The organism is Actinokineospora sp., from assembly GCF_052390155.1.
GTDB lineage: Bacteria > Actinomycetota > Actinomycetes > Mycobacteriales > Pseudonocardiaceae > Actinokineospora.
This window is the reverse complement of sequence record NZ_JBQTHF010000060.1, coordinates 74,746-94,624: the sequence shown is the minus strand read 5'-3', so window position 1 is coordinate 94,624 and position 19,879 is coordinate 74,746. Positions and strand designations below refer to the sequence as shown.

Here is a 19,879-nt window from a genome sequence, read left to right as displayed (position 1 = left end):
ATATAGATGGGTGGTCCTAGCGGACAGCCACCTCACGCGTCCTATGGGAATTCACCGTTGGACCACCTCCTCTCTCGTGTACCCGGCACGTTATTCGGCCCACGCGCGCGGGACAACGGGTTTCTGGCCCTCACTCGTTCGGGGGATGGTAAGGTCACCGGATAGCCACGCAGAGTGTGTGAAACTCACTCACACGCCCTACCGGAGCACGGTCGCCAGCACGAAAGGGACCGAAAACGTGCGGAACGTGTTGGCCCGACCTGGACGGATGGCCGTCGGCGCGGTGATTGGCGCGGCCAGCGCGGCCCTGTTCTACGAAGGTGTCGCCTGGGACCTCGGCGCCCGCGACGTGCCCGCCGTGGAGGCCGCGGCGCAGTCCGGGCCGGAGCCGATTCCCGCCGCCCCGCCGCTGGGCAAGGTCGTCCCCGCGACGACCGTCGTGCTCACCGAGACCCTCACGCCCAGTTCGACGCCGGTCACGACGACCGTGGTCACCACCACCGAGGACACGTCGACCACGTCGGCCACGACGACGACGCCCGTCACCACGACCACCACTCCCCGGCCGACGACCACGACGCCGCGGCCCACCACGACCACCCGGCCGCCGCCACCACCGACCACGACGACGAGGCCGTGTTTCCTGTTCATCTGCCCGTGATCGACCCGCTCGGTCCCGGTTGGCAGGCAGGGCAGTAGTAGGCGACCCGCTCGCGCACGTCCGCGCCCTGCGCGCCCGCCACCACGCGTCCGCCGCAGCGCAGACAGCCGGGCCGAGTGCGGCCGTAGACCCAGAGCCGCCGATCGCGCCGGAAGTCTCCCGTGGTGCAGCGGTCGACGCGCATCTTGTTGCGGTCCACCAGATCCCGGCTCAGCCGCACGGCCCGCTCGGCGTCCACTTCGGACACCGCGGTCCACGGCGACACGCCGAGCAGGAAGCAGATCTCAGCCTTGAACACGTTGCCAACGCCCGCGACCACCCGCTGATCGAGCAGCGCGAGGCCGAGTTCCCGGTCCGGTTGGGCGGTGAACCGGGCGACCGCCTCGGCGACGTGCTCGTCGCTCCACTGTGGATCGAGCAGGTCGGGGCCGAGGTGGCTGACGAGCCGGTCCTCTTCGGCGGTCGGCACCAGGGCGAGTTCGTGCAGGGCGAACCCGATCGCCTGCCGGTCCGGGGTGGCGAGGATCGCCCGCGCCTGGTGTCCGGGGCGGCGCCAGCGGGCGCCGCGGGCATACACGTGCCAGGTGCCGTCGAGGCCGAGGTGGCTGCGCAGGCTGAGGTCGCGGTCGAACCGGAGGAACAGGTGCTTGCCCACGGTCCGCAGGCCCAGCACGGCGCGGCCCTTGAGGTCCACGGTGGACAGTCTCGGGTGGCGAAGTTCGCCCTGGGTGAGGACATGGCCGGTCAGTGCCTCGGCGAGGATGGCCGCGGTGCGGTAGACGGTGTCGCCCTCGGGCATCAGCGCCCGCCGAACCTGGCGGGCCTCGTCACTCGCCCGCCGCTTCCCGCTGGTCGGACGCCTCGCCGTCGTTGTCCTCGGCGGTGTCCATGTCGGTGGCGGTGTCATCGGCGTCGTTGTCGTCGTTGTCGTCGTCCGGCCAGGCGATGGCCTGGTGCCTGCCGCGCCCGCCCGTGCGCAGCACGCGCGCCAGCAGCAGGTTGAACGCCAGCGCCACCTCCCGCGCCCCCGGCGTCTGCCACTGGTGGATCGGCATGCACGCGCCCTGCGCCTGCTGCACGGCCAGCCGGTCGGGCAGCGCCACCGGCATCACCAGCGACCCGAAGCTCTCCCGCAGCTCCGCGATGCGGAACTGGTGCTCATAGGAGTGCGTGCGGACCTTGTTGACCACCACGCCCAGCGGCACCAGGTTCGGGTTCTGGTCGCGCCGGGTCTGCTCCACCGCCTCGAACGCGCGCTGCGCGCCGGACACCGCGTAGAGCGTCGGCTCGGTCACCAACAGCGCCCCCTGCGCCGCGACCAGCGCCGACCGCGTGAGCCTGCCCAGCGACGGCGGGCAGTCCAGCAGCACGAGCTGGTAGGGCAACTCGCCCTCGGCCAGCAGCGATTGCAGCTCGGCCAGCGCGCGGCCCAACTTCTCCAGCCTGCGCATACCGGGGTCGGGGTCGTTGAGCGACTCCAGGTCCTCCGAGCCGACCATCACGTCGACCTCGTCGCTCCACGCGCTGGGTGCGATCGCCGCGCGCAGCACCGCCGCGCGCGGGGTCTCCAGTACGTCGGCCAGCGTCGCCGCGGTGTCGGCCGGGTCGAGTGTGGTGGTGGCGTTGCATTGCGGGTCCAGGTCGACCACCAGCGTGCGGGCGCCTCGGCGCAGCGCCGCCGACGCGAGGCCGAGCACCACCGTGGTCTTCCCGACGCCACCCTTGAGGCTGAGCACTGCCACCGTTTGCACGACCTAGACCTTAGGGCGTTGTGTGGGACTCTCTACAGTTCGTGGTCATGCGACCGGATGCTGTTCGCCGTGTGCTCGACGCCGAGCTGACCGCCGCCCGCGTGCGCCGCGGCGGCGCGGCGCCGCGCGTTCTCGACGTCGGCGGCGGCAGCGGAGTGCTCGCGGTGCCCCTGGCCGTCGCGGGTTGCGCCGTCACTGTCGTGGACCCCAGTCCGAACGCGCTGGCCACCCTGCACCGCCGTGCCCAGGAGGCCGGGGTGGCGGACCTGATCACCGCCGTCCAGGGCGACAGCGATGCCCTCGACCAGCTCGTTCCCGCCGCAGGCGCCGATCTGGTGCTCGCCCACGGCCTGCTGGAGGTCGTGGACGATCCGAAGCTGACCGTGGCCGCGATGGCGGGCGCGCTCGCGCCGGGCGGGCTGCTGTCCGTGCTGGTCGCGAACCGGTTCGCCGCGGTGCTGCACCGCGCGATCTCCGGGCGGCTCGTCGACGCCCGCAGGCTGCTCGACGACTCGGCAGGTCAGCTCGCGGGACCGGGGGAGGTGCTGCGGCGCCGCTTCGACACCGAGGGCCTGCGCGCGCTGCTCACCGACGCCTGCCTGACCGTCGAACTGGTGCAGGGACAGGGCGTCGTGGCCGACCTGGTGCCAGGGTCGGTGCTGGAGAGCAACCCGGGCGCGCCGGACGCGCTCGCCGAGCTGGAGCTGGTGGCGGCCGTCACACCCCCGCTGCGCGACATCGCGACGAGGCTGCACGCGATCGCCCGCCGCTGAGGTTTTGTCGGTGGGCTGTGGTTGGCTCGCGCCATGGGGCGCAGCGGTGATCTGCCGACGGGCCTGGTCGACAAGTTCAAGGCCCGCGACGGCGAGTGGCCGGACGACACCGGTTGTCCGATGCTGCACGTCGACATGGACGCCTTCTACGCGTCGGTCGAGATCCGCCAGCGGCCCGAGCTGGCGGACCGGCCGGTGGTCGTCGGCGGCGTCGGCACCCGCGGCGTGGTGTCCTCGGCGAACTACATCGCCCGCGAGTTCGGCGTCCGCTCGGCCATGCCCACCGGGCAGGCGCGCAGGCTCTGTCCGCACGCGGTGTTCCTGCCGCCGACGTTCGCGCTCTACCAGGAGGTCTCCACCGGGGTGCTGGCGATCTTCCGCGACATCACCCCGCTGGTCGAGCCGCTGAGCCTGGACGAGGCGTTCCTCGACGTCTCCGGCGCGCTGCGCAGGTTGCGCAGCACGCCCGCGGCCGTGGGCGCCCAGATCCGCGCGCGGGTGCGCGCCGAGCACGGCATCGTCTGCTCGGTCGGCGTCGGGCCGACGAAGTTCGTCGCGAAACTCGCCTCCGGTCTGGCGAAGCCCGACGGCATGCTCGTGGTGCCGCGGGACCAGATCACCGCGTTCCTGCACCCGCTGCCGGTGTCCGCGCTGTGGGGCGTGGGAAAGCGCACCGCCGAGCGTCTCGCGAACGTCGGCCTGGACACGGTCGCCGACGTCGCGGCCTCCCCCTTGCCCCGCCTGCGCCGCGTGCTCGGCGTGGCCATGGCCGAGCACCTGCACGCCCTCGCCAGCGGCCACGACGACCGTTCCGTGGTGCCCGAGAGCGCCGAGAAGTCCATCGGCGCCGAGGAGACCTTCGAAGTCGACCACTTCGACCGCGACCTGCTCAAACGCGAACTGCTGCGCCTCTCCGAGCGCACGGCGGCCACGTTGCGGTCGCGCGGTCTGCGCGGCCGGACAGTGTCGATCAAGGTGCGGTACGCGGACTTCACCACGATCTCCCGGTCCCGCACCCTGCCGGTGGCCACCGACGTCACCCAGGAGATCTACCGCACCGCCTGCCAACTCCTCGACGACCAGACACCCCCGGGCGCCATCCGGCTGATCGGCGTCCGGCTGGAACAGCTGGGCGCGTCCGGCTCGGAGCAGTTGGCCCTCGACGCACCAGAGCAGGGCTGGCGGGAGGCCGACCAGGCGGCGGACAGGGCCCGTTCCAAGTTCGGCAGCGCCGCCGTGCGGCCCGCGGCCCTGTTGGGCAACCGACCGGAACGCGCGGGCGCCACCGAGCCCAAACCGGACCGCAAGTCCCCCTGATCCGTTCCGGTTCCGGGTCAGGGTGGACTATCCGGTGAGGGTCGGCAGCAGGGTTCCCAGGGGCTCGCGCAGGACCACGGTGGCCAGGTCGTCGTACGGGGTCTCGGCGGCGTTGCACACCACCACCTGGGCGCCCGCCCGCGCCGCCACGCCCACCAGCCCGGCGGCGGGCTGCACCGTCAGCGAGCTGCCCACCGCCAGCATCAGGTCGGCCGACCGGGCCGCCGCGCGGGCTCGGGTGATCACTTCGGGGTCGAGGGCCTGGCCGAACGAGATCGTCGCCGACTTGAGGATGCCGCCGCACACCAGACACGGCGGGTCCGGCTCGCCTGCGGCGACGCGGTCGAGGGCCTCGCGCATGGGGCGTCGGTCGGCGCAGGTGAGGCAGACGGTGTCGAACATGGCACCGTGCAGTTCGACGACCCGGTCCGGTGCGGAGCCCGCGCGCTGGTGCAGGCGATCGATGTTCTGGGTGAGGATCGCGAGCAGCCTGCCGGTGCGCTCCAGGTCGACCAGTGCCTCGTGTGCGGCGTTCGGACGCGCGTTCCACGCCGGGTGCGCGAGCCGTGCCTGCCAGGAACGCTCGCGCAGTTCGGGGTCGCGCAGGTAGGCCCGCAGGTCGGACATCCGCTCGGCACCGGGGTCGCGGGTCCACAGGCCGTTGGGACCGCGGAAGTCGGGGATGCCGGAATCGGTGGAGATGCCCGCCCCGGACAGCACCACGATCCGCTCGGCCGCCGCGATCAGCGACCGTGCCCGCTCCGTACTCACCTGCCCGATGATGCCCGACCGAAGGTGATGTTCGCGTGCCCGCGCACGGCCGCGCCCGCTTCGGCCAATTCCCGTTCGACCGCGGTGGCGATGGTGGCCGCGAGGGAGGAGCCCGAGTCGTAGGTGGCGTGGGCGCCCTGGGCGAGGGTGACGGGGTGGCCGCGGCGCAGCGCCGCCAGGACCGTCGCGCGGACGCAGTACTCGCTCTGCATGCCCGCCACCACGACAGGTGTGCCGGCGGGCAGCACGTCCACCAGCGGCGTGCCCGTGAACGCGTCCGCCTCGTGTTTGTCGATCACCGGTTCGTCCGCGAGGACGTCGTGGACCAGTTCCCAGCCCGCGGTGCCGGTTTCGTCCGGCTCGCCCGCGCCGCCGTTGTTGCGCACGTGCACCACTGCCGCGCCCGCCGTGCGGGCCCGGGCGAGCAGGTCGGACACGGCGCGCGTGACGGGGGCCGCGTCGGGCACCGGTTCGGGCGGCAGCAGCATGTTCCGTTGCACGTCCACCAGCAGCAATACCTCGGTCACAACAGCAAAATAGCACAGGTGTTCGATCTTCGCCCGCGATGCTGGTCATCCGCCGCACTGCGCCGGTTGGGGGAAAATTCACCACTCGGACCCGCTTCTCCGGTAATCAACTCGCTACGTCGAGACCACGGAGGTAGCCCCCCGATGACACCGTTACGCCGATTGGCCGCCCTGTTCGCCGGACTCGCCACCACGAGCACCCTGCTCGTGGTGGCCGCACCGGTCGCCGCCGCCGCGCCGAGCGACTTTGAACTGGCGACCAGATGGGCACCGATCCACTACCAGGACACCGATTCGTCCGACTACGACGCCGACTACCTCTCGAAGATCGACTTCGACGCGGAGTGGGACACCCTCAACAACTGGGAGCACCAGGACGACCTGCTGTCCCGGATGACCGGGACCGCCTACTACTCGGTGGTCGAGACCTCGACGCACTGGTTCCTCGGCTACTCCTTCTACCACCCGCGCGACTGGGAGGACGTGCCCGACCCGTTCAGCATCCTCACCCACGAGAACGACATGGAGGGCGTCGTGCTCACCGTCCGCCGGGACGGTTCGACCTACGGCAAGCTGGAGGCGATGGTCACCGTCGCGCACAGCGACTTCTACTCCTACGTCCCCGCGGGCAGCACCTTCACCAGCGGCCGGGAGAACGTCGACGGGACGCTGCGCACCCAGACCTACAACGGCGCCGCGCACCCGACCACGCGCCAGGAGGCCAAGGGCCACGGCCTCTACGGGTGGAACGGCGCGAACTTCCCCGGCGGCGACGGCGTCGTCTACTACCCGAGCGGCACGGCCGAGGTGCCCTCCAGCGGAAACGACCGCTCGGTCGGCTACGCGCTGGTCGACACCTTCGCCGCGAACGGGCTCTGGGCGCGCCGCAACAACGCGCAGACGTTCGCGAGCTACGGCACCTTCCGCGGCGACAACGGCAAGGACAACTCGGCGAACGCTCCGTGGGGCTGGGACGACGGCAACGACGGCGGCGACATCACCCGCGGCATGCTCGCCACCGACCCCGCGTACCTGGTCGCGCAGTACTTCGCGGGCGAGGGCGCGTTCAGCCTCGCCTACACCCGAAATTCCTATCGGTAGCCGGTTTGGGCCCCGCGGGGTCCGGGTAGCTCCGTAGTCGGGGTCCACCCCGCGAACTTTCACCCGTGGGGCGGGGTGGCGAAGGCACGAGAGTGCGGATCCCACCCCGCTCCACTTTCCGCTCCTCGCGGTACGGTCCCTCACCAGATGGGGACGGCAGGAGGAACACAGCGTGGCTGAGGTCGAGACGAGCGCGGTCGCCCGCGCGCACGGGGTCCGCGCGGTGGATGTGCGGGTCAGCGCCGACGCCGAGCAGGTGCCGCTGGTGCGGTCGTTCGCCGCGGACATCGCGATGCGGCTCGACTTCGACCTCGACGCCATCGAGGATCTGCGGATGGCGGTGGACGAGGCGTGCTCGCTGCTGGTCCGCGCGGCCGCGCCGGACAGCTCGCTGCACTGCAGCTTCGAGCCGGACGAGCAGCTCCTGAGGGTGCGCGTGCGGGTGGCCGCGGCCGATCCGATGCCGCCGTCGTTGGACCCGATGGGCTGGCAGATCCTCACCACCCTCGCCGAGTCGGTGACCGAGCACATCGAACCCGTGGACGGCGGCCACCTGGTGTCCATCGAGCTGGTGACGCGTCCGACCGAAGCGGCGTCCCGATGACCGACGCGGCCGAGCGCGCGGACCGCGACGCCGCCCGATTCCGACTGCTCGCGGAGCTCGCCGATGACGACCCGCGACGGGTGGCCGTGCGGGCCGAACTGGTCCAGGGCCACCAGGATCTCGCGCGCAACCTGGCCCGCAAGTTCGACCGGCGCGGCGACCAGTTGGAGGACCTGATCCAGGTCGCCACCATCGGCCTGATCAAGGCGGTCGACCGGTTCGACGCGGAGCGGGGCAACTTCTACGCGTTCGCCATCCCCACGATCATGGGCGAGCTGCGCAGGCACTTCCGCGACACCGGCTGGGCGGTCCGGGTGCCGCGCCAGCTCAAGGAGCTGCACGTCACCGTCGCGGCGGGGCGCAACGAGCTGAGCCAGCGGCTCGGCCGCGCGCCCAAGCCCAGCGAACTGGCCACGCACCTGGGGCTGACCAGGGAGCAGGTGTACGAGGCGCTGGTGGCCAGCGCGGGCAAGCAGGGCACGTCGCTCGACGCGCGGCTCGCCGAGCCATCGGGCGACCGGTTCGGCTACGAGGACGAGCGGCTGACGGAGGTGGACAACCGCCGAGCGCTGGGTCCGCTGCTGGCGGAGCTGCCGGAGCGGGAGCAGCGGATCATCGTGCTGCGGTTCTTCCGCGGGATGAGCCAGGCGGACATCGCCCGCCGAGTCGGGGTATCGCAGATGCAGGTGTCCCGGCTGCTGGCCAAGACCCTGGAGCGGCTGCGCGCGGCGCTGGGCGAGGACACCCTGGCCGGGTGAGATGGGCTACGACACCCGCAGCTCGCGCCTGCGCCGGGCGATCAGCGTGCGCCGCTCGCCCTCGCCCATGGCTCCCCAGATGCCGTATGGCTCCTGCACGGCCAGCGCGTGCTCGCGGCACTGCTCCAACACGGGGCAGGCCCGGCAGATCGCCTTGGCGCGCTCCTCGCGGGCGTGCCTGGCCGGACCGCGCTCGGCGTCGGGGTGGAAGAACATCATGCAGTCCGCACCCCGGCACGAGCCGCTGAGCTGCCAGGACCACTCCTCGGCGACAGGCTTCGGCAGACGAGTGATCTCGGCCATGATGGTTCCCTCCTCGTGGACCTACGTGGGCTCGCCCGGGACTTACCCCCGGTTCGCCGGGGCGAAACAGACCTCTCGCTCGCGAATCACCGGTCGGCGGCCACTACTGTGACCGCGATGCCGGCGTGCCGAAGATCCACCCGCTCAGGAAGGACGACAGTGGAGATCAACAGCGAGGGCACCGACCCCGTCGTCATGTCGATCGCGGGCGAGGTGGACCTGGCCACCGCGCCCCGGTTGGAGCAGGCGCTCGGCGAGGCGCTGGCCACGCCGGGGGCGACCGGTGTCACCCTCGACCTGTCCCGGGTCGAGTTCATGGACTCCGCCGGGCTGCGCGTCCTGGTGGCCGCGCTGCGGCAGGCCGAGGACACCGGCCGGACGCTGACCCTGTACGAGCCGCACGACCGGGTGCGCCGGATCATCGAGATCACCGGCCTGTCCGAGGTGTTCGGCCTGGCCGGGGCCGGTACCGAGCCGAATTGATTCACCATCCCCCGAATGGGGTACCCACCTCCCATGCACAGGCAACGGCGGTCGGTCACGGTGCGCACGTGGGCCGGGGCGATCGCAGCGGGAACCGGCGTCATGCGTCCGTGAAGGGCAGGCGAACCGGGACTCGCGCACCGGATGCGCGAGGGGCGGTGACGGTCGAGGTGGACGAGACAGGCAATGCCGCGCGGGTGCGCCGGACGGCCACCCGACTGCCGCCCGACATCACGTCGGCGGGCGCGGCCCGCGACTTCGTCTGCTCGGCGCTGCGCTCGTGGGCGGTGCCGGAGCAGTTGGTCTTCGACGTCGTGCTCGCCGCGTCCGAGTTGGTGACCAATGCCGTCGAGCACGGCTCGGGCGACGTCGAGGTCGACCTGAGCGTCGCGCGCGGGCTGGTCCTGCTCCGTGTGCACGACGACACGGCCGACGAGCCCGTGCGCGGGCAGCCGACCCCGATGTCCACCAACAGCCGCGGCCTCGGCATCGTCGACACGCTGAGCAGTGCCTGGGGCCACCAGCCCACCGCCGACGGCAAGTGGGTCTGGGCCGAGTTCCCGCTGTCGGCGCTCGACCGCCCCCTGGGCACGGCGGACTCCACGCCGCTGGGCTGGGGCCTGCCCTAACCTGTCTTGCCGTGCCAGTCCAGGCAGACCACGACGGCGTCGTCGTCCAGGTCGCTGTGCTCGCGGAACACGGCCAGCTCGGACAGCACCGCGCGGACCACCTGGGTGGGCGGCAGCCCGCGCGTCGTGCGGGCGACGCGGGGGAGGGCGACGTCGCAGTAGCGGCGCTCGCCGTGGGTGGCGGCGTACACGCCGTCGCTGACCATCACCAGGCGGTCGCCCGCGCGCAGGCTCTCGTGCTGGACCCGGTACTGGGTCTCCTCCAGCGACCCGAGCGGCACCTGCGCCTCCAGTTCGATCAGCTCGACCCGCTCGTCGCGCAGCAGCCAGACCTGCGGTGAGCCCGCGTCGACGAACTGCACCGCGCCGGTCGCCAGGTCGAGGCTGACCAGCAGCGCGGCCACATGCTGCTCGCCGCCGTACTGGCCCCACACCGCCTGGTCGGCGAGCGCCGCGGCCTCCGAGATCCCGTGGCCCGACCGGCGCGCGTTGCGCATGGCGCTGATCGCGATGGCGGTCAGCAGGGCCGCGTTCATGCCCTCGCCCATGCCGTTGGTGATCCCCAGGGTGAGCCTGCCGGGGTCGAGGCTCCAGTCGAAGTTGTCGCCGCGCACGGCGTAGGCGGGTTCGAGCTGGCCCGCGAGGGTGAACTCCGGGCAGGCCAGGCCGCGGCCGGGCAGCAGCTCCCACTGCATCTCGGCGGCCACCGTCATCCGCCGGCTGCGCCGGGCCCGCACGAGCTGGTCGGTGCCGACGTCGGCGACCTGCAGCGCGTCCGCGACCGCGGCGGCCACCTCGGCCAGCGCGCCCAGCCGCGCGTCGTCCGGGTCGCCGTCGACCAGGCCGGTGAGCACACCGTGGCAGTTGCCCCGGCAGCACAGCGGCAGGTGCACGGTGCCGTCGTCCTCGACCACCGGCTGCTGCTCCCGGTAGGCGGCGCCGGGCAGCGTGCCGGTGATCGCGACCACGTCGGTGTCGTCGCCCAGCGCCACCAGGTTCGCGGCCGGGTAGTCCACCAGCCGCACGCACGCGTCCACCAGGTCCGCGTGCTCGGCCAGCAGCGCGGGCAGACACTCGGCGAACGAGTGCAGGGGCTGGGATCTCAGCGCGGACTCCAGCGCGCGGAGCCGCTCAGCGATGGTCACGATGGCTCCCTTCGACGGGCGGAATCGGCAGACGCCCGGCCGGTCGGGCGCCGATATGCGAGAGTTGGAGTATGGCTGCGGGGTTGGGGCCCGGGTCCCTCGGGCCGGACGAGGCGGCGGAGACCGAGGTCGCCGCGCGGGCCCTCGGGCTGGCACTGACCCGCTCCAGCGCCGCCGTCTACCCGAAGGTACCCGCCACCCAGTTGCGTGCCCTGAACTTCATCGAGGCGCACGAGCCCGTCAACCTCACCCGGCTCACCGAGGAACTGGGCACCATCCCGTCGTCGGCCAGCAGACTGTGCGACCGGCTGCAGGCCGCGGGCCTGCTCGACCGGCGCGCCGCCACCACCGACCGTCGCGAAGTGGAACTCGTCCTCACCGGCGACGGCCGCAGGCTGGTCGAACGGCTCCGCGCGGCCCGCCGGGCCGACCTGGCCGAGGTGCTGGGCGCGATGACGCCCCAGGGCCGGTCGGCCCTGCTGCGCGGCTTGCGCGAGTTCGCCGCGGCCGCCGAGCCGGACGTCCAGGAGCACACGGGCCTGACCGGCTAGTCGCGCTCGGCGATCCCGGCCAGGAGTTGGTCGGCGGTGCGGGTGTTGATCACCCGTTCCGGGCCGATCCCACATACCTCCGCGCGTTCGCAGCCGTACGGCAGCCAGTCGAGCTGGCCGGGGGCGTGGGCGTCGCTGTCGATGGCGAAGTCGCAGCCGAGTTCGGCGGCCAGGCTCATCAGTCTGCGCGGCGGGTCGCGGCGCTCGGGTCGGGAGTTGATCTCCACGGCGACCCCGTACTCGGCGCAGGTGGCGAACACAGCCTCCGCGTCGAACGCCGACTCCGGCCTGCCGCGGCCGGTGACGAGCCTGCCGGTGCAGTGGCCGAGCACGTCGACATGCGGGTTGGCGACCGCCGTCAGCATCCGCTCGGTCATCTCCGCCTTGGGCATCCGCAGCTTCGAATGCACGCTCGCCACCACGATGTCCACCCTGGCCAGCAGGTCTTCTTCCTGGTCGAGCGCGCCGTCGAGCAGGATGTCGCACTCGATGCCGGTGAGGATCAGGAACGGCGCCAGCGTGACGTTCAGCTCGGCCACCACCTCCAACTGCCTGCGCAGCCGGTCCGCGCTGAGCCCGTTCGCCACCTGCAGCCGGGGGGAGTGGTCGGTCAGCGCCATCCACTCGTGGCCCAGCGCGATCGCCGCCTCGGCCATCTCCCGGATCGGGCTGCCGCCGTCGGACCAGTCGGAGTGGGTGTGGCAGTCGCCGCGCAGGGCGGCCCGCAGCGCGGACCCGCCCGCGACCGGTTCCGCGGCACCGCTGAGCAGCCTGGTCAGGTACTCGGGCTCGCCGCCCGCCGCCGCCTCGGTGATGGCCGCCGCCGTGGACTTGCCGATGCCGGGCAGCTTGGTCAGCGTGCCCGCCCGCAGCCGCGCGTCCAGCTCGCCCGCGGGCAGCTCGGCGATCACCGCCGCCGCCCGGCGGAACGCCGCCACCTTGTGCGTCGGCTCGCCCGCCCGCTCCAGGAACAGCGCGATCTGCTTGAGCGCCGCGACAGGGTCCATGGTCACCAGGTAACCGCAAGTCGACTGCCGGTGCCACAGCGGGCGGCCCACCGCCGCCACCGCTAGCGTCGGAGCCGATCACCAGGAGGACCGATGGACATCCCGGCCACCCCACCCGTCGCGGCGGCGGCGCTGACCGATCTGCTCGACGGCCGGTGGAGCCACGTCCGGCGCGCGGCCCGCGCCAGGGTGGCCTCGACCGCCACCCACGACCTGACCACCGAGGAGCACCGCGCCCACGTCCTCGCCGAGCTGCGCGCGCTGGCCGCCGCGGGCTACCCGGGGCTGGGCTTCCCCAAGCGGTACGGCGGCGAGGGCGACCTCGGCGGCTCGATCACCTCCTTCGAGATGCTCGGCTTCGGCGACCTGTCGCTCATGGTCAAGGCGGGCGTGCAGTGGGGCCTGTTCGGCGGCGCCGTCGAGCTGCTGGGCACCGAGCGCCACCACGAGCGGTACCTGCGCGCGATCATGGACGTCGACGTGCCCGGCTGCTTCGCGATGACCGAGACCGGGCACGGCTCCGACGTGCAGCACCTGGGGACCACGGCGACCTACGACCCGACCGCCGCGCAGTTCGTCGTGCACACGCCGCACGAGGGCGCGCGCAAGGACTACATCGGCAACGCCGCCCGCGACGGCAGGCTCGCGGTCGTGTTCGCCCAACTCGTCGCGGGCGGTCGGGGGCACGGCGTGCACGCGCTGCTGGTGCCGATCCGGGACGAGGCAGGCGCCCCCGCGCGGGGCGTGCGGATCGAGGACTGCGGCCGCAAGGCAGGTCTCAACGGCGTCGACAACGGCAGGCTCTGGTTCGACCAGGTCCGCGTCCCCCGTGAAGCGCTGCTGAACCAGTTCGGCGACGTGGCGCCCGACGGCACCTACACCAGCGCGGTCGACGGCGACGCGAAGCGGTTCTTCACCATGCTCGGCACCCTCGTCCGCGGCCGGATCAGCATCGCGGGCGCGGCGGGCAGTGCCACCAAGAACGCGCTGACGATCGCGGTCCGCTACGGCACCGTCCGACGGCAGTTCGACCATCCCGACACCGGCGCCGAGGTCGTCCTGCTGGACTACCTCGCCCACCAGCGCAAGCTGCTGCCCGCCCTGGCCACCACCTACGCGCTGCACTTCGCCCAGGAGGAACTGGTCACCGCCCTGCACGACGGCCAGGGCGCGGAGTCCGACGACCGGAGCAGGCGCGAGCTGGAGTCCCGCGCCGCGGGCCTCAAGGCGCTCGGCACCTGGCACGCCGTCCGCACCGCGCAGACCTGCCGCGAGGCGTGCGGCGGCGCGGGCTACCTGGCTGAGAACCGGCTGCCGCAGATCAGGGCCGACCTCGACGTGTTCACCACCTTCGAGGGCGACAACACGGTGCTGCTGCAGCTTGTCGCGAAGGGCCTGCTCACCGGCTACCAGCAGCACCTGCACGAGCTGGGCAGCCTCGGCATGGCCCGGTTCATCGCCGACCAGCTCGTCGAGACCGTGATCGAACGCACCGCCGCCCGCTCGCTCATCGAGCGGCTGGTGAACGCCGTCACCCCGCAGGACGAGGAGACCGACCTCCTCGACCGCGGCTGGCACCTGCGGCTGTTCGAGGACCGCGAGCGACACGTCCTCGACACGCTGGCCCGACGGTTGCGTCGCGCGGGCGAGCCCGACGCCGACCCGTTCACGGTGTTCAACGACGCCCAGGACCACGTCCTGCGCGCCGCCAGGGTGCACGTCGACCGGATCGTCCTGGAGGCGTTCGTCGCCGCCGTGGACCGGTGTCCCGACGAGGGCGCCGCCGCGGTGCTGGGTCGGGTCTGCGATCTGTACGTGCTGGCGAACGTCGAAGCCGATCTCGACTGGTTCCTCGGCCACGGCAGGCTCACCACCGCGCGGGCCAAGGCGGTCACCGGCGCGGTCAACGACCTGTGCGGGCATCTGCGCCCGCACGCGGCCACCTTGGTCGACGCGTTCGCCATCCCGAACGCACTGGTCGGTGCCCCGATCGCACTGGGCGCGGAGCATGATCGACAGATCGCGGCACCGGCCCACCCGGCCGCCGCACCGCCCCGAAAGGAGGACTCCGGCAAACCTGTCGCACCGTGATCGAGGATCGGGTAGTCGCCGGGGAGAACGCCCCGTATCCTGGAGTTCGACGCCCCCAGTGCGGGGTGCCCGCCGGGTCCGGCGGCAACCGTGATCGCCCGGCGCCCGCGACCGCTGTGCCGGAGGAGGAACGCATGCCACTCTCCGAGCACGAGCAGCGACTGCTCGACCAGATCGAGCGCGCGCTCTATGCCGAAGACCCCAAGTTCGCCTCCACCGTCCGAGGTGCCCGACTCCGCAAGCCGTCCCGACGGCGCAGGCTGCAGGGCATCGCCCTGTTCGTGCTGGGCGTGGCACTTCTCGTGTTCGGTGTGATGCTGCCGTTCAAGCCCGCCGGTATCCCCGTGGTGAGCCTGCTCGGCTTCCTGGTGATGTTCGTCGGTGCGCTGCTGACGCTGACCGCCCTGCGCCAAGGCGGCGATGCCACCGCGGAGTCCGGCGAGGCCCCCGCGAGCGGCGCGGCCGCCCGCGACCGCCGAAGCTCGTTCTCCCAACGGATGGAAGAGCGCTTCCGCAAGCGTTTCGACGACGAGCGTTAGTCGACCGACTTGGCCGACCGGGTTGCGCGAGTGCGCGAACCGGTCGGCCGAACTCGTAGCCGGACCGCTCTCAGTCGGGGCGGCGGGTGCGGCGGGGGTTGAGGACGGAGCGGGGCAGTAGGCGGGCTTTCCACGGCAGGGGCGCGGTTCGCCGGAGGCCGCGCACGACGTCGTCGAAGGCGGCTGCCAGGGCCGGGTCGTGCTCGGACTGGCCGCCGTACCAGGAACGCTCGACCGAGTTCACCACTGTCCGCAGCGCTTGCTTGCCGTCGTCGTCGAGGCTGTGTTCGCGGGCGAGCCGCCGGGCCGCCGTGCGGACGGTGTCGGACTCCGTGAGTTCGGCACCCCGGTCCCACGACTCGGCCATGAGTTCCGCCCACGCCGCGCTCGCCGCGTCGGCGGACGGTGTGGCCACGGCGTGCCGATGGGCCCGCCGCCGCCAGACCCGCACCAGCACGGGCGCCGTGGCGGCCAGCGCGATGGCGAGCAGCGCCGAGAGCCACCACGACATCGCCGACAACAGGAAGAACAGCGCCAGCGCGCCCACACCCGCCGCGGCGGGCACCGCGAGCCGGGACCAGCGGGTCCGCGTCCGCGCCGCCGCGAGCGCCAGCAGGGCGGCGAGCACAGCCAGTCCGAGCCCCGCCCACACCGGCCACGACCACGAACCGTCGGCCTGGCCCGGGATCGGCGCGTTCGCGGCGGGGTCCTCGTTGTCGAGCTTGTCCGCGTTCGGGGCCTGCGAGTTCGACGCGGAGCCGCTGGGCAGCTCCTCCTCGGTCACCCCGGTCGACGGGCCGGTGCTCGACTGGTCGCCGATGTAGGGCGGCTCGTAGCCGCGGCCGTCGGACAGCGGCGTCGGGTCGAACGCGACCCAGCCCTGCCGGGGGAAGAACACCTCGACCCAGGCGTGCGCGTCCTGGGTGGTGATGGACCGGTAGTCGCCGGACTGATAGCCCGCCGTGTAGCCGATCGCCACCCGCGACGGGATGCCCGCGGCGCGGGCCAGGATGCCCATCGCCGAGGCGAACTGCTCGCAGTAGCCCACCTTGGCGCCGAAGAGGAACTCCTTGAGCGCGTCCTCGTCGCTGGAGGTGCCGGTCTGGGTCTGATACGAGAAGCCGTTGGCCGGGTCGAAGTACTTCTGCAGCGCCAGCGCCTTGTCGAACATCGTCGGCTGGTTCTCGGTGAGCTGCGCGGCCAGGGCGGCCACGTCGGCGTCGATGCCGTCGGCGGCCAGGTACACCGGGTCGATCTCGCCGAAGTCGGTGCCGGTGAGCCGCAGGTCGTCGGCCGAGGGCTGGCTCATGTCGGCTTCCTCGACATAGGTCGGCAGCTTGCGCGAGTTGCGGGAGTAGACCATCCCGCCGCTCTGGTCGTAGAACATGCCCTTGGGGATGTCGCGCAGCTTGCGCGGGATGCCGTAGATCGGCGCCCACAGGTCCTGGGAGTTGATCGGTTCGATCTCGATGCGGGTGACCGTCCCGCCGCCGTCGTCGCCGGGTGCGGGCGGCAGGTCGCTGTCCGCGGGCACGTCGTCGGGCAGCGCGTCCGCGGCGATCCAGCCGCCGTTGCGGTCGTAGCGGGGCAGCGTCATCGCGCGCAGGTAGCGGCTCTCGTTGCCCAGGCCGCGCACCCGGAACAGCTCCACGTTGCTGCCCTGGTCGAGCATGCCGCGCAGCGCGGTGAACGGCTTGAGCGCGAGCCCGCCGCCCCCGCCGCCGCCCCCGCCGCCGCCCGGCAGACTGCCGACCGTGCCGACGCCGGTCACCACCACACCCGCCACCAGGCCCAGGACCAGCGCCGACCCGACCATCGCCACCGGCGAGCCGAACTGGCCGCTGGTGCCCGGCATGTCGGGCCGGTTGCGCCACTGCTGGTGCCGGTGCGCCCCGTCAACGGCCAGCAGCACCGCGAACGACCCCGCGCCCAGCACGAACGACCACCAGGGCAGCAGTTCGTCGGCCAGCGACGCGGGCACGGCGTAGACGCAGAGCAGCACCAGGCCGCACGCGGCGGGCGTGCCCGCGGCCACGGCGAGGGTGTCGACCAGCACCGCGACGAGCCCGATCGCGATCACGACCAGACACAGCACGGGCGGCGTCGGGCTCACCGGGGGCACCCCGAGCCGCACCGCCTCCACCGAGTTGCGCAGCACGTCGCCGAGTTCGCCGATCGCGGCCGGTCCGGGCAGCAGGCCGAGGATGCCGCTGTTGGTGAACAGCGCCACCAGCAGGCACAGCAGCGCGACCATCTGCGACAAGCCCACCAGCAGCGTCGGCGTCCGAATCGCGCGCAGGCCGAGGCCGGTCGCCGTCACCACCACGACGGCCACACCGGCATAGCCGAGCCAGCGCATGCCGTCGATCACGCCCGCCAGGGCCGTCGACGCGCACAGCGTCGTCATCGCCGCGACGACCGGCGTGACGGTCACCGACCACTGCGCCTGGTCGCTCATCGGCTCGGACCTCGGCGGCTCGGTCCGCGCTTGCCTGGTCACCGTCACAGCCCGACCCCCGCGATCATGTTGTCGCCCCGCTTGGTCCCCGACCGGCAGATGTTGCCCCACACCTGGGTCATCGGGATCTCCGGCCGGGCGATGGTCACACCCCAGCCCGCCCCCGTGAGCAGCGCCGCCGCGCCCTGCGGGTCGACGTCCTGGCCGTCCACCGATCCCCAGCCCGAGGTGTCCAGCAGCACGGCCAGGCTGCGGGTGCCCCTGGTGCGGTACCGGATGAGCTGGCCCAGCGACTCCGCGCGCGCCGCGCCGATGATCGCGATCAGCTCCTGACCGTGGCCGGGGTCGGCCGGGCAGGCGATGTCGTGCTGGTGCACCGGCTGCAGCGCGGCGAGCGCGTCGAGCACGGCGTTGTCGCTGTGGCTGCCGTCGCCCGTGTCGCTCACCAGGACGCTGCCGGTCTCGGTGACCAGGCGGATCTGCTGGCCGTAGCGGTGCAGGTGGACGCAGACGCTCGCGGCGAAGGACACCGCCCACTCCAGGCTGGAACTCGCCCCCGCACCGCGGTGGCCCGTGACCCGATGATCGAGCAGGACCGTCGTCCCGCCCCGCCAGGGACTCTCCTCGACCCGCACCATCATCTCGTCGCGCTTGGCCGTGGAGCGCCAGTGGACCTTGCGCAGGTCGTCGCCCTGCCGGTATGGGCGCACGATCGCGTCGTCCTCGCCCTGCCCGGCGTTGAGCCGGTGCGAGCCGTCGTCACCCGAGCCCAGGCCGGAGCCGCCGGGCACGCCGCTGAGCCGCACCACCCGCGGCACCACCACCAGCCGGGACGTGCGGGCCAGTTCGCGCTCGAACTCGGCCAGGCCGAACGGGTCGGTGATGGTGGCCTTGAGCGGGCCGAGCTGCTGGATGCCGCGCAGCATCGGCTGCACGGCGTAGCGCAACTGGGTGCCCGTGTGCCGCGGCAGGTGCTCGATGACGAACCGCGGCTTGCCGCCGAGCGCGTACGGCACGCCGTCGGAGATCAGCAGGCCGCCCGTGGGCAGCCGACCGGTGCTGCGCACGGTCAACGCGACCTCGGCGCGCCCGCCGACCGGCACCCGCGGTGGCGCGATGTGCCGCTCGGCGTGCAGCCCGACCCGCGCCATCGCGGTGATCAGGCACACCAGCAGCGGCAGCGCCACCACGAACACCGACACCCGCAGCAGGTCGCGCTCGTTCAGCACGAACGAGCACAGCGCGGCCGCCAGCCCCGCGGCCAGCAGACACCGGCCCCGCGTGGTCAACCCGGACAGCGCGCCGCGCATGGTCGTTCCTCCCCGTTTCGGCTAGCGGCCGCGGGCGTTGGCCCACGGCGCCCCTGGGTCCTGGCTCGCCTGCGGCACCGGGACGCGCTGGATGAGGCCGCGGATCAGCTCCGCGGGCGAGCGGCGCGCCGCCTGCGCCTCGGGGGTGAGCACCAGCCGGTGCGCGAGCACCGGGATGGCCACCACGTGCAGGTCGTCCGGCACCACGAAGTCGCGCCCGGACAGCGCCGCCTGCGCCCGCGCCGCCCGCACCAGGTGCAGCGTCGACCGGGGCGAGGCGCCGATGCGGATCTCGGAGAGCCTGCGCGTCGCCGATACCACCTCGACGGCGTAGCGGCGGACCTCGTGCGCGATCTGCACGGACCGGACCGTCTCGATGAGCCCGCGCACCTGCTCGGCGTCGGACACCGGTGCCAGCGTCTTGAAGACGTCGCGGCCCGCGTGCTCGTCCACCATGGCCAGCTCGGCCTGCGGGTCGGGGTAGCCGATCGACACGCGCGCGGTGAACCGGTCGCGCTGGGCCTCGGGCAGCGCGTAGGTGCCCTCCATCTCGATCGGGTTCTGCGTCGCGATCACCATGAACGGCGACTGGAGTTCGTAGGTCTTGCCGTCGACGGTGACCTGGTGCTCCTCCATGCACTCCAGCAGCGCGGACTGGGTCTTGGGGGAGGCGCGGTTGATCTCGTCGCCGACGACGATGTTGGCGAACACCGGGCCGGACCGGAACTCGAACTCGCTGGTCTGCCGGTTGAAGATGGACACCCCGGTGACGTCGCTGGGCAGCAGGTCGGGGGTGAACTGGATGCGGCTCACCGAGCAGTCGATCGACCGGGCCAGCGCCTTGGCCAGCGACGTCTTGCCGACCCCCGGCACGTCCTCGACCAGCAGGTGCCCCTCGGCCAGTAGCGTGACCAGCGCGAGCCGGACCACCTCGGGCTTGCCGACGAGCACCCGCTCGACGTTCGCCGCGATCCGCTGCGCGGTGGCGTGCAAGTCGTCCAGCCGCCCCATCGGCCGGTGCCCGTCGGTGCTCGGCGGCGGGTAGGGGGAGATCGTCCCCTCGGGCCCGTGACCGGCGCCGTGCCCTGCATAGGGGTGTC

The 19,879-nt window shown here is 72.7% G+C and carries 21 protein-coding genes; 11 read left to right on the top strand and 10 right to left on the bottom strand.

Features of this window, described 5'->3' with window-relative positions; all coding sequences use genetic code 11:
* The first annotated feature begins 238 nt into the window (after nucleotides 1-238).
* Nucleotides 239-661 (top strand): hypothetical protein, encoded by a 423-nt coding sequence (locus tag ACT4N7_RS21245; protein ID WP_444830555.1) that lies wholly within the window; start codon nucleotides 239-241, stop codon nucleotides 659-661.
* On the opposite strand, the gene ACT4N7_RS21240 is transcribed toward ACT4N7_RS21245, so the two are convergent.
* Together ACT4N7_RS21240 and ACT4N7_RS21235 are read right to left on the bottom strand one after the other, a co-directional pair.
* Nucleotides 648-1,460 carry a DNA-formamidopyrimidine glycosylase family protein gene (locus ACT4N7_RS21240; RefSeq protein WP_444830554.1) on the bottom strand — a complete coding sequence of 271 codons (813 nt, stop codon included), beginning with the start codon at nucleotides 1,458-1,460 and terminating at the stop codon, nucleotides 648-650. The two genes, ACT4N7_RS21245 and ACT4N7_RS21240, sit on opposite strands and share 14 nt — an antisense overlap.
* A 28-nt stretch (nucleotides 1,461-1,488) precedes the next feature.
* A complete protein-coding gene (locus tag ACT4N7_RS21235; protein ID WP_444830553.1) occupies nucleotides 1,489-2,412 on the bottom strand; it encodes a ParA family protein in 924 nt (307 codons plus the stop codon).
* 47 nt (nucleotides 2,413-2,459) lie between these two features.
* Between ACT4N7_RS21235 and ACT4N7_RS21230 the strand changes: the two genes are divergently transcribed.
* On the top strand, nucleotides 2,460-3,185 hold the full coding sequence (locus ACT4N7_RS21230) for a class I SAM-dependent methyltransferase (protein ID WP_444830552.1): 726 nt from the start codon (nucleotides 2,460-2,462) through the stop codon (nucleotides 3,183-3,185).
* Between the two features lie 33 nt (nucleotides 3,186-3,218).
* Nucleotides 3,219-4,502 (top strand): DNA polymerase IV, encoded by a 1,284-nt coding sequence (locus tag ACT4N7_RS21225; protein ID WP_444830551.1) that lies wholly within the window; start codon nucleotides 3,219-3,221, stop codon nucleotides 4,500-4,502.
* Nucleotides 4,503-4,529: 27 nt separating this feature from the next.
* Here ACT4N7_RS21225 and ACT4N7_RS21220 read toward each other — a convergent pair whose 3' ends face one another.
* Nucleotides 4,530-5,273, bottom strand: a complete 744-nt coding sequence (locus ACT4N7_RS21220; RefSeq protein ID WP_444830550.1) for an SIR2 family NAD-dependent protein deacylase — start codon at nucleotides 5,271-5,273, stop codon at nucleotides 4,530-4,532.
* Entirely contained in the window at nucleotides 5,270-5,800 is a 531-nt protein-coding gene (locus ACT4N7_RS21215) for an isochorismatase family protein (RefSeq protein ID WP_444830549.1), read from the bottom strand. The genes ACT4N7_RS21220 and ACT4N7_RS21215 overlap by 4 nt, the downstream gene beginning before the upstream one ends.
* Before the next feature lie 144 nt (nucleotides 5,801-5,944).
* Between ACT4N7_RS21215 and ACT4N7_RS21210 the strand changes: the two genes are divergently transcribed.
* The 3 genes from ACT4N7_RS21210 to ACT4N7_RS21200 all read left to right on the top strand — a co-directional run bounded on the left by ACT4N7_RS21210 (nucleotide 5,945) and on the right by ACT4N7_RS21200 (nucleotide 8,263).
* Entirely contained in the window at nucleotides 5,945-6,901 is a 957-nt protein-coding gene (locus tag ACT4N7_RS21210) for a hypothetical protein (RefSeq protein WP_444830548.1), read from the top strand.
* 172 nt (nucleotides 6,902-7,073) lie between these two features.
* Nucleotides 7,074-7,505, top strand: a complete 432-nt coding sequence (locus ACT4N7_RS21205; RefSeq protein WP_444830547.1) for an ATP-binding protein — start codon at nucleotides 7,074-7,076, stop codon at nucleotides 7,503-7,505.
* Nucleotides 7,502-8,263, top strand: a complete 762-nt coding sequence (locus tag ACT4N7_RS21200) for a SigB/SigF/SigG family RNA polymerase sigma factor (protein ID WP_444830546.1) — start codon at nucleotides 7,502-7,504, stop codon at nucleotides 8,261-8,263. The genes ACT4N7_RS21205 and ACT4N7_RS21200 overlap by 4 nt, the downstream gene beginning before the upstream one ends.
* A 6-nt stretch (nucleotides 8,264-8,269) precedes the next feature.
* Here the strand turns inward: ACT4N7_RS21200 and ACT4N7_RS21195 are convergent, their stop codons facing one another.
* The gene (locus tag ACT4N7_RS21195; RefSeq protein ID WP_444830545.1) at nucleotides 8,270-8,566 is read right to left on the bottom strand and encodes a WhiB family transcriptional regulator; all 297 of its coding nucleotides are present in this window, start codon (nucleotides 8,564-8,566) and stop codon (nucleotides 8,270-8,272) included.
* Nucleotides 8,567-8,725: 159 nt separating this feature from the next.
* On the opposite strand from ACT4N7_RS21195, the gene ACT4N7_RS21190 reads away from it, so the two are divergent.
* Together ACT4N7_RS21190 and ACT4N7_RS21185 are read left to right on the top strand one after the other, a co-directional pair.
* On the top strand, nucleotides 8,726-9,049 hold the full coding sequence (locus ACT4N7_RS21190; RefSeq protein WP_444830544.1) for an STAS domain-containing protein: 324 nt from the start codon (nucleotides 8,726-8,728) through the stop codon (nucleotides 9,047-9,049).
* Between the two features lie 158 nt (nucleotides 9,050-9,207).
* Nucleotides 9,208-9,678: an ATP-binding protein gene (locus ACT4N7_RS21185; RefSeq protein WP_444830542.1), complete on the top strand. Its 471-nt coding sequence runs from the start codon at nucleotides 9,208-9,210 to the stop codon at nucleotides 9,676-9,678.
* Here the strand turns inward: ACT4N7_RS21185 and ACT4N7_RS21180 are convergent.
* Nucleotides 9,675-10,823: a PP2C family protein-serine/threonine phosphatase gene (locus ACT4N7_RS21180; RefSeq protein ID WP_444830541.1), complete on the bottom strand. Its 1,149-nt coding sequence runs from the start codon at nucleotides 10,821-10,823 to the stop codon at nucleotides 9,675-9,677. The two genes, ACT4N7_RS21185 and ACT4N7_RS21180, sit on opposite strands and share 4 nt — an antisense overlap.
* Nucleotides 10,824-10,894: 71 nt before the next feature.
* On the opposite strand from ACT4N7_RS21180, the gene ACT4N7_RS21175 reads away from it, so the two are divergent.
* On the top strand, nucleotides 10,895-11,374 hold the full coding sequence (locus ACT4N7_RS21175; protein ID WP_444830540.1) for a MarR family winged helix-turn-helix transcriptional regulator: 480 nt from the start codon (nucleotides 10,895-10,897) through the stop codon (nucleotides 11,372-11,374).
* Here the strand turns inward: ACT4N7_RS21175 and ACT4N7_RS21170 are convergent.
* Complete coding sequence (locus ACT4N7_RS21170; protein WP_444830638.1) at nucleotides 11,371-12,381, bottom strand: PHP domain-containing protein; 1,011 nt, start codon at nucleotides 12,379-12,381, stop codon at nucleotides 11,371-11,373. The genes ACT4N7_RS21175 and ACT4N7_RS21170 overlap by 4 nt on opposite strands.
* 93 nt (nucleotides 12,382-12,474) lie before the next feature.
* On the opposite strand from ACT4N7_RS21170, the gene ACT4N7_RS21165 reads away from it, so the two are divergent.
* Together ACT4N7_RS21165 and ACT4N7_RS21160 are read left to right on the top strand one after the other, a co-directional pair.
* Nucleotides 12,475-14,472 (top strand): acyl-CoA dehydrogenase family protein, encoded by a 1,998-nt coding sequence (locus ACT4N7_RS21165; RefSeq protein WP_444830539.1) that lies wholly within the window; start codon nucleotides 12,475-12,477, stop codon nucleotides 14,470-14,472.
* 134 nt (nucleotides 14,473-14,606) lie between these two features.
* Nucleotides 14,607-15,011, top strand: coding sequence for a DUF3040 domain-containing protein (locus ACT4N7_RS21160; protein ID WP_444830538.1), 405 nt, complete (start codon nucleotides 14,607-14,609; stop codon nucleotides 15,009-15,011).
* Nucleotides 15,012-15,081: 70 nt separating this feature from the next.
* On the opposite strand, the gene ACT4N7_RS21155 is transcribed toward ACT4N7_RS21160, so the two are convergent.
* Genes ACT4N7_RS21155 through ACT4N7_RS21145 form a run of 3 tightly spaced genes read right to left on the bottom strand, consistent with a single transcriptional unit; the run spans nucleotide 15,082 to nucleotide 19,790 of the window.
* Nucleotides 15,082-17,469: a transglutaminase family protein gene (locus ACT4N7_RS21155; RefSeq protein WP_444830537.1), complete on the bottom strand. Its 2,388-nt coding sequence runs from the start codon at nucleotides 17,467-17,469 to the stop codon at nucleotides 15,082-15,084.
* Between the two features lie 44 nt (nucleotides 17,470-17,513).
* Complete coding sequence (locus ACT4N7_RS21150; RefSeq protein ID WP_444830536.1) at nucleotides 17,514-18,779, bottom strand: DUF58 domain-containing protein; 1,266 nt, start codon at nucleotides 18,777-18,779, stop codon at nucleotides 17,514-17,516.
* A 21-nt stretch (nucleotides 18,780-18,800) separates the two neighbouring features.
* Nucleotides 18,801-19,790 carry an AAA family ATPase gene (locus ACT4N7_RS21145; protein ID WP_444830637.1) on the bottom strand — a complete coding sequence of 330 codons (990 nt, stop codon included), beginning with the start codon at nucleotides 19,788-19,790 and terminating at the stop codon, nucleotides 18,801-18,803.
* Between the last annotated feature and the right edge of the window lie 89 nt (nucleotides 19,791-19,879).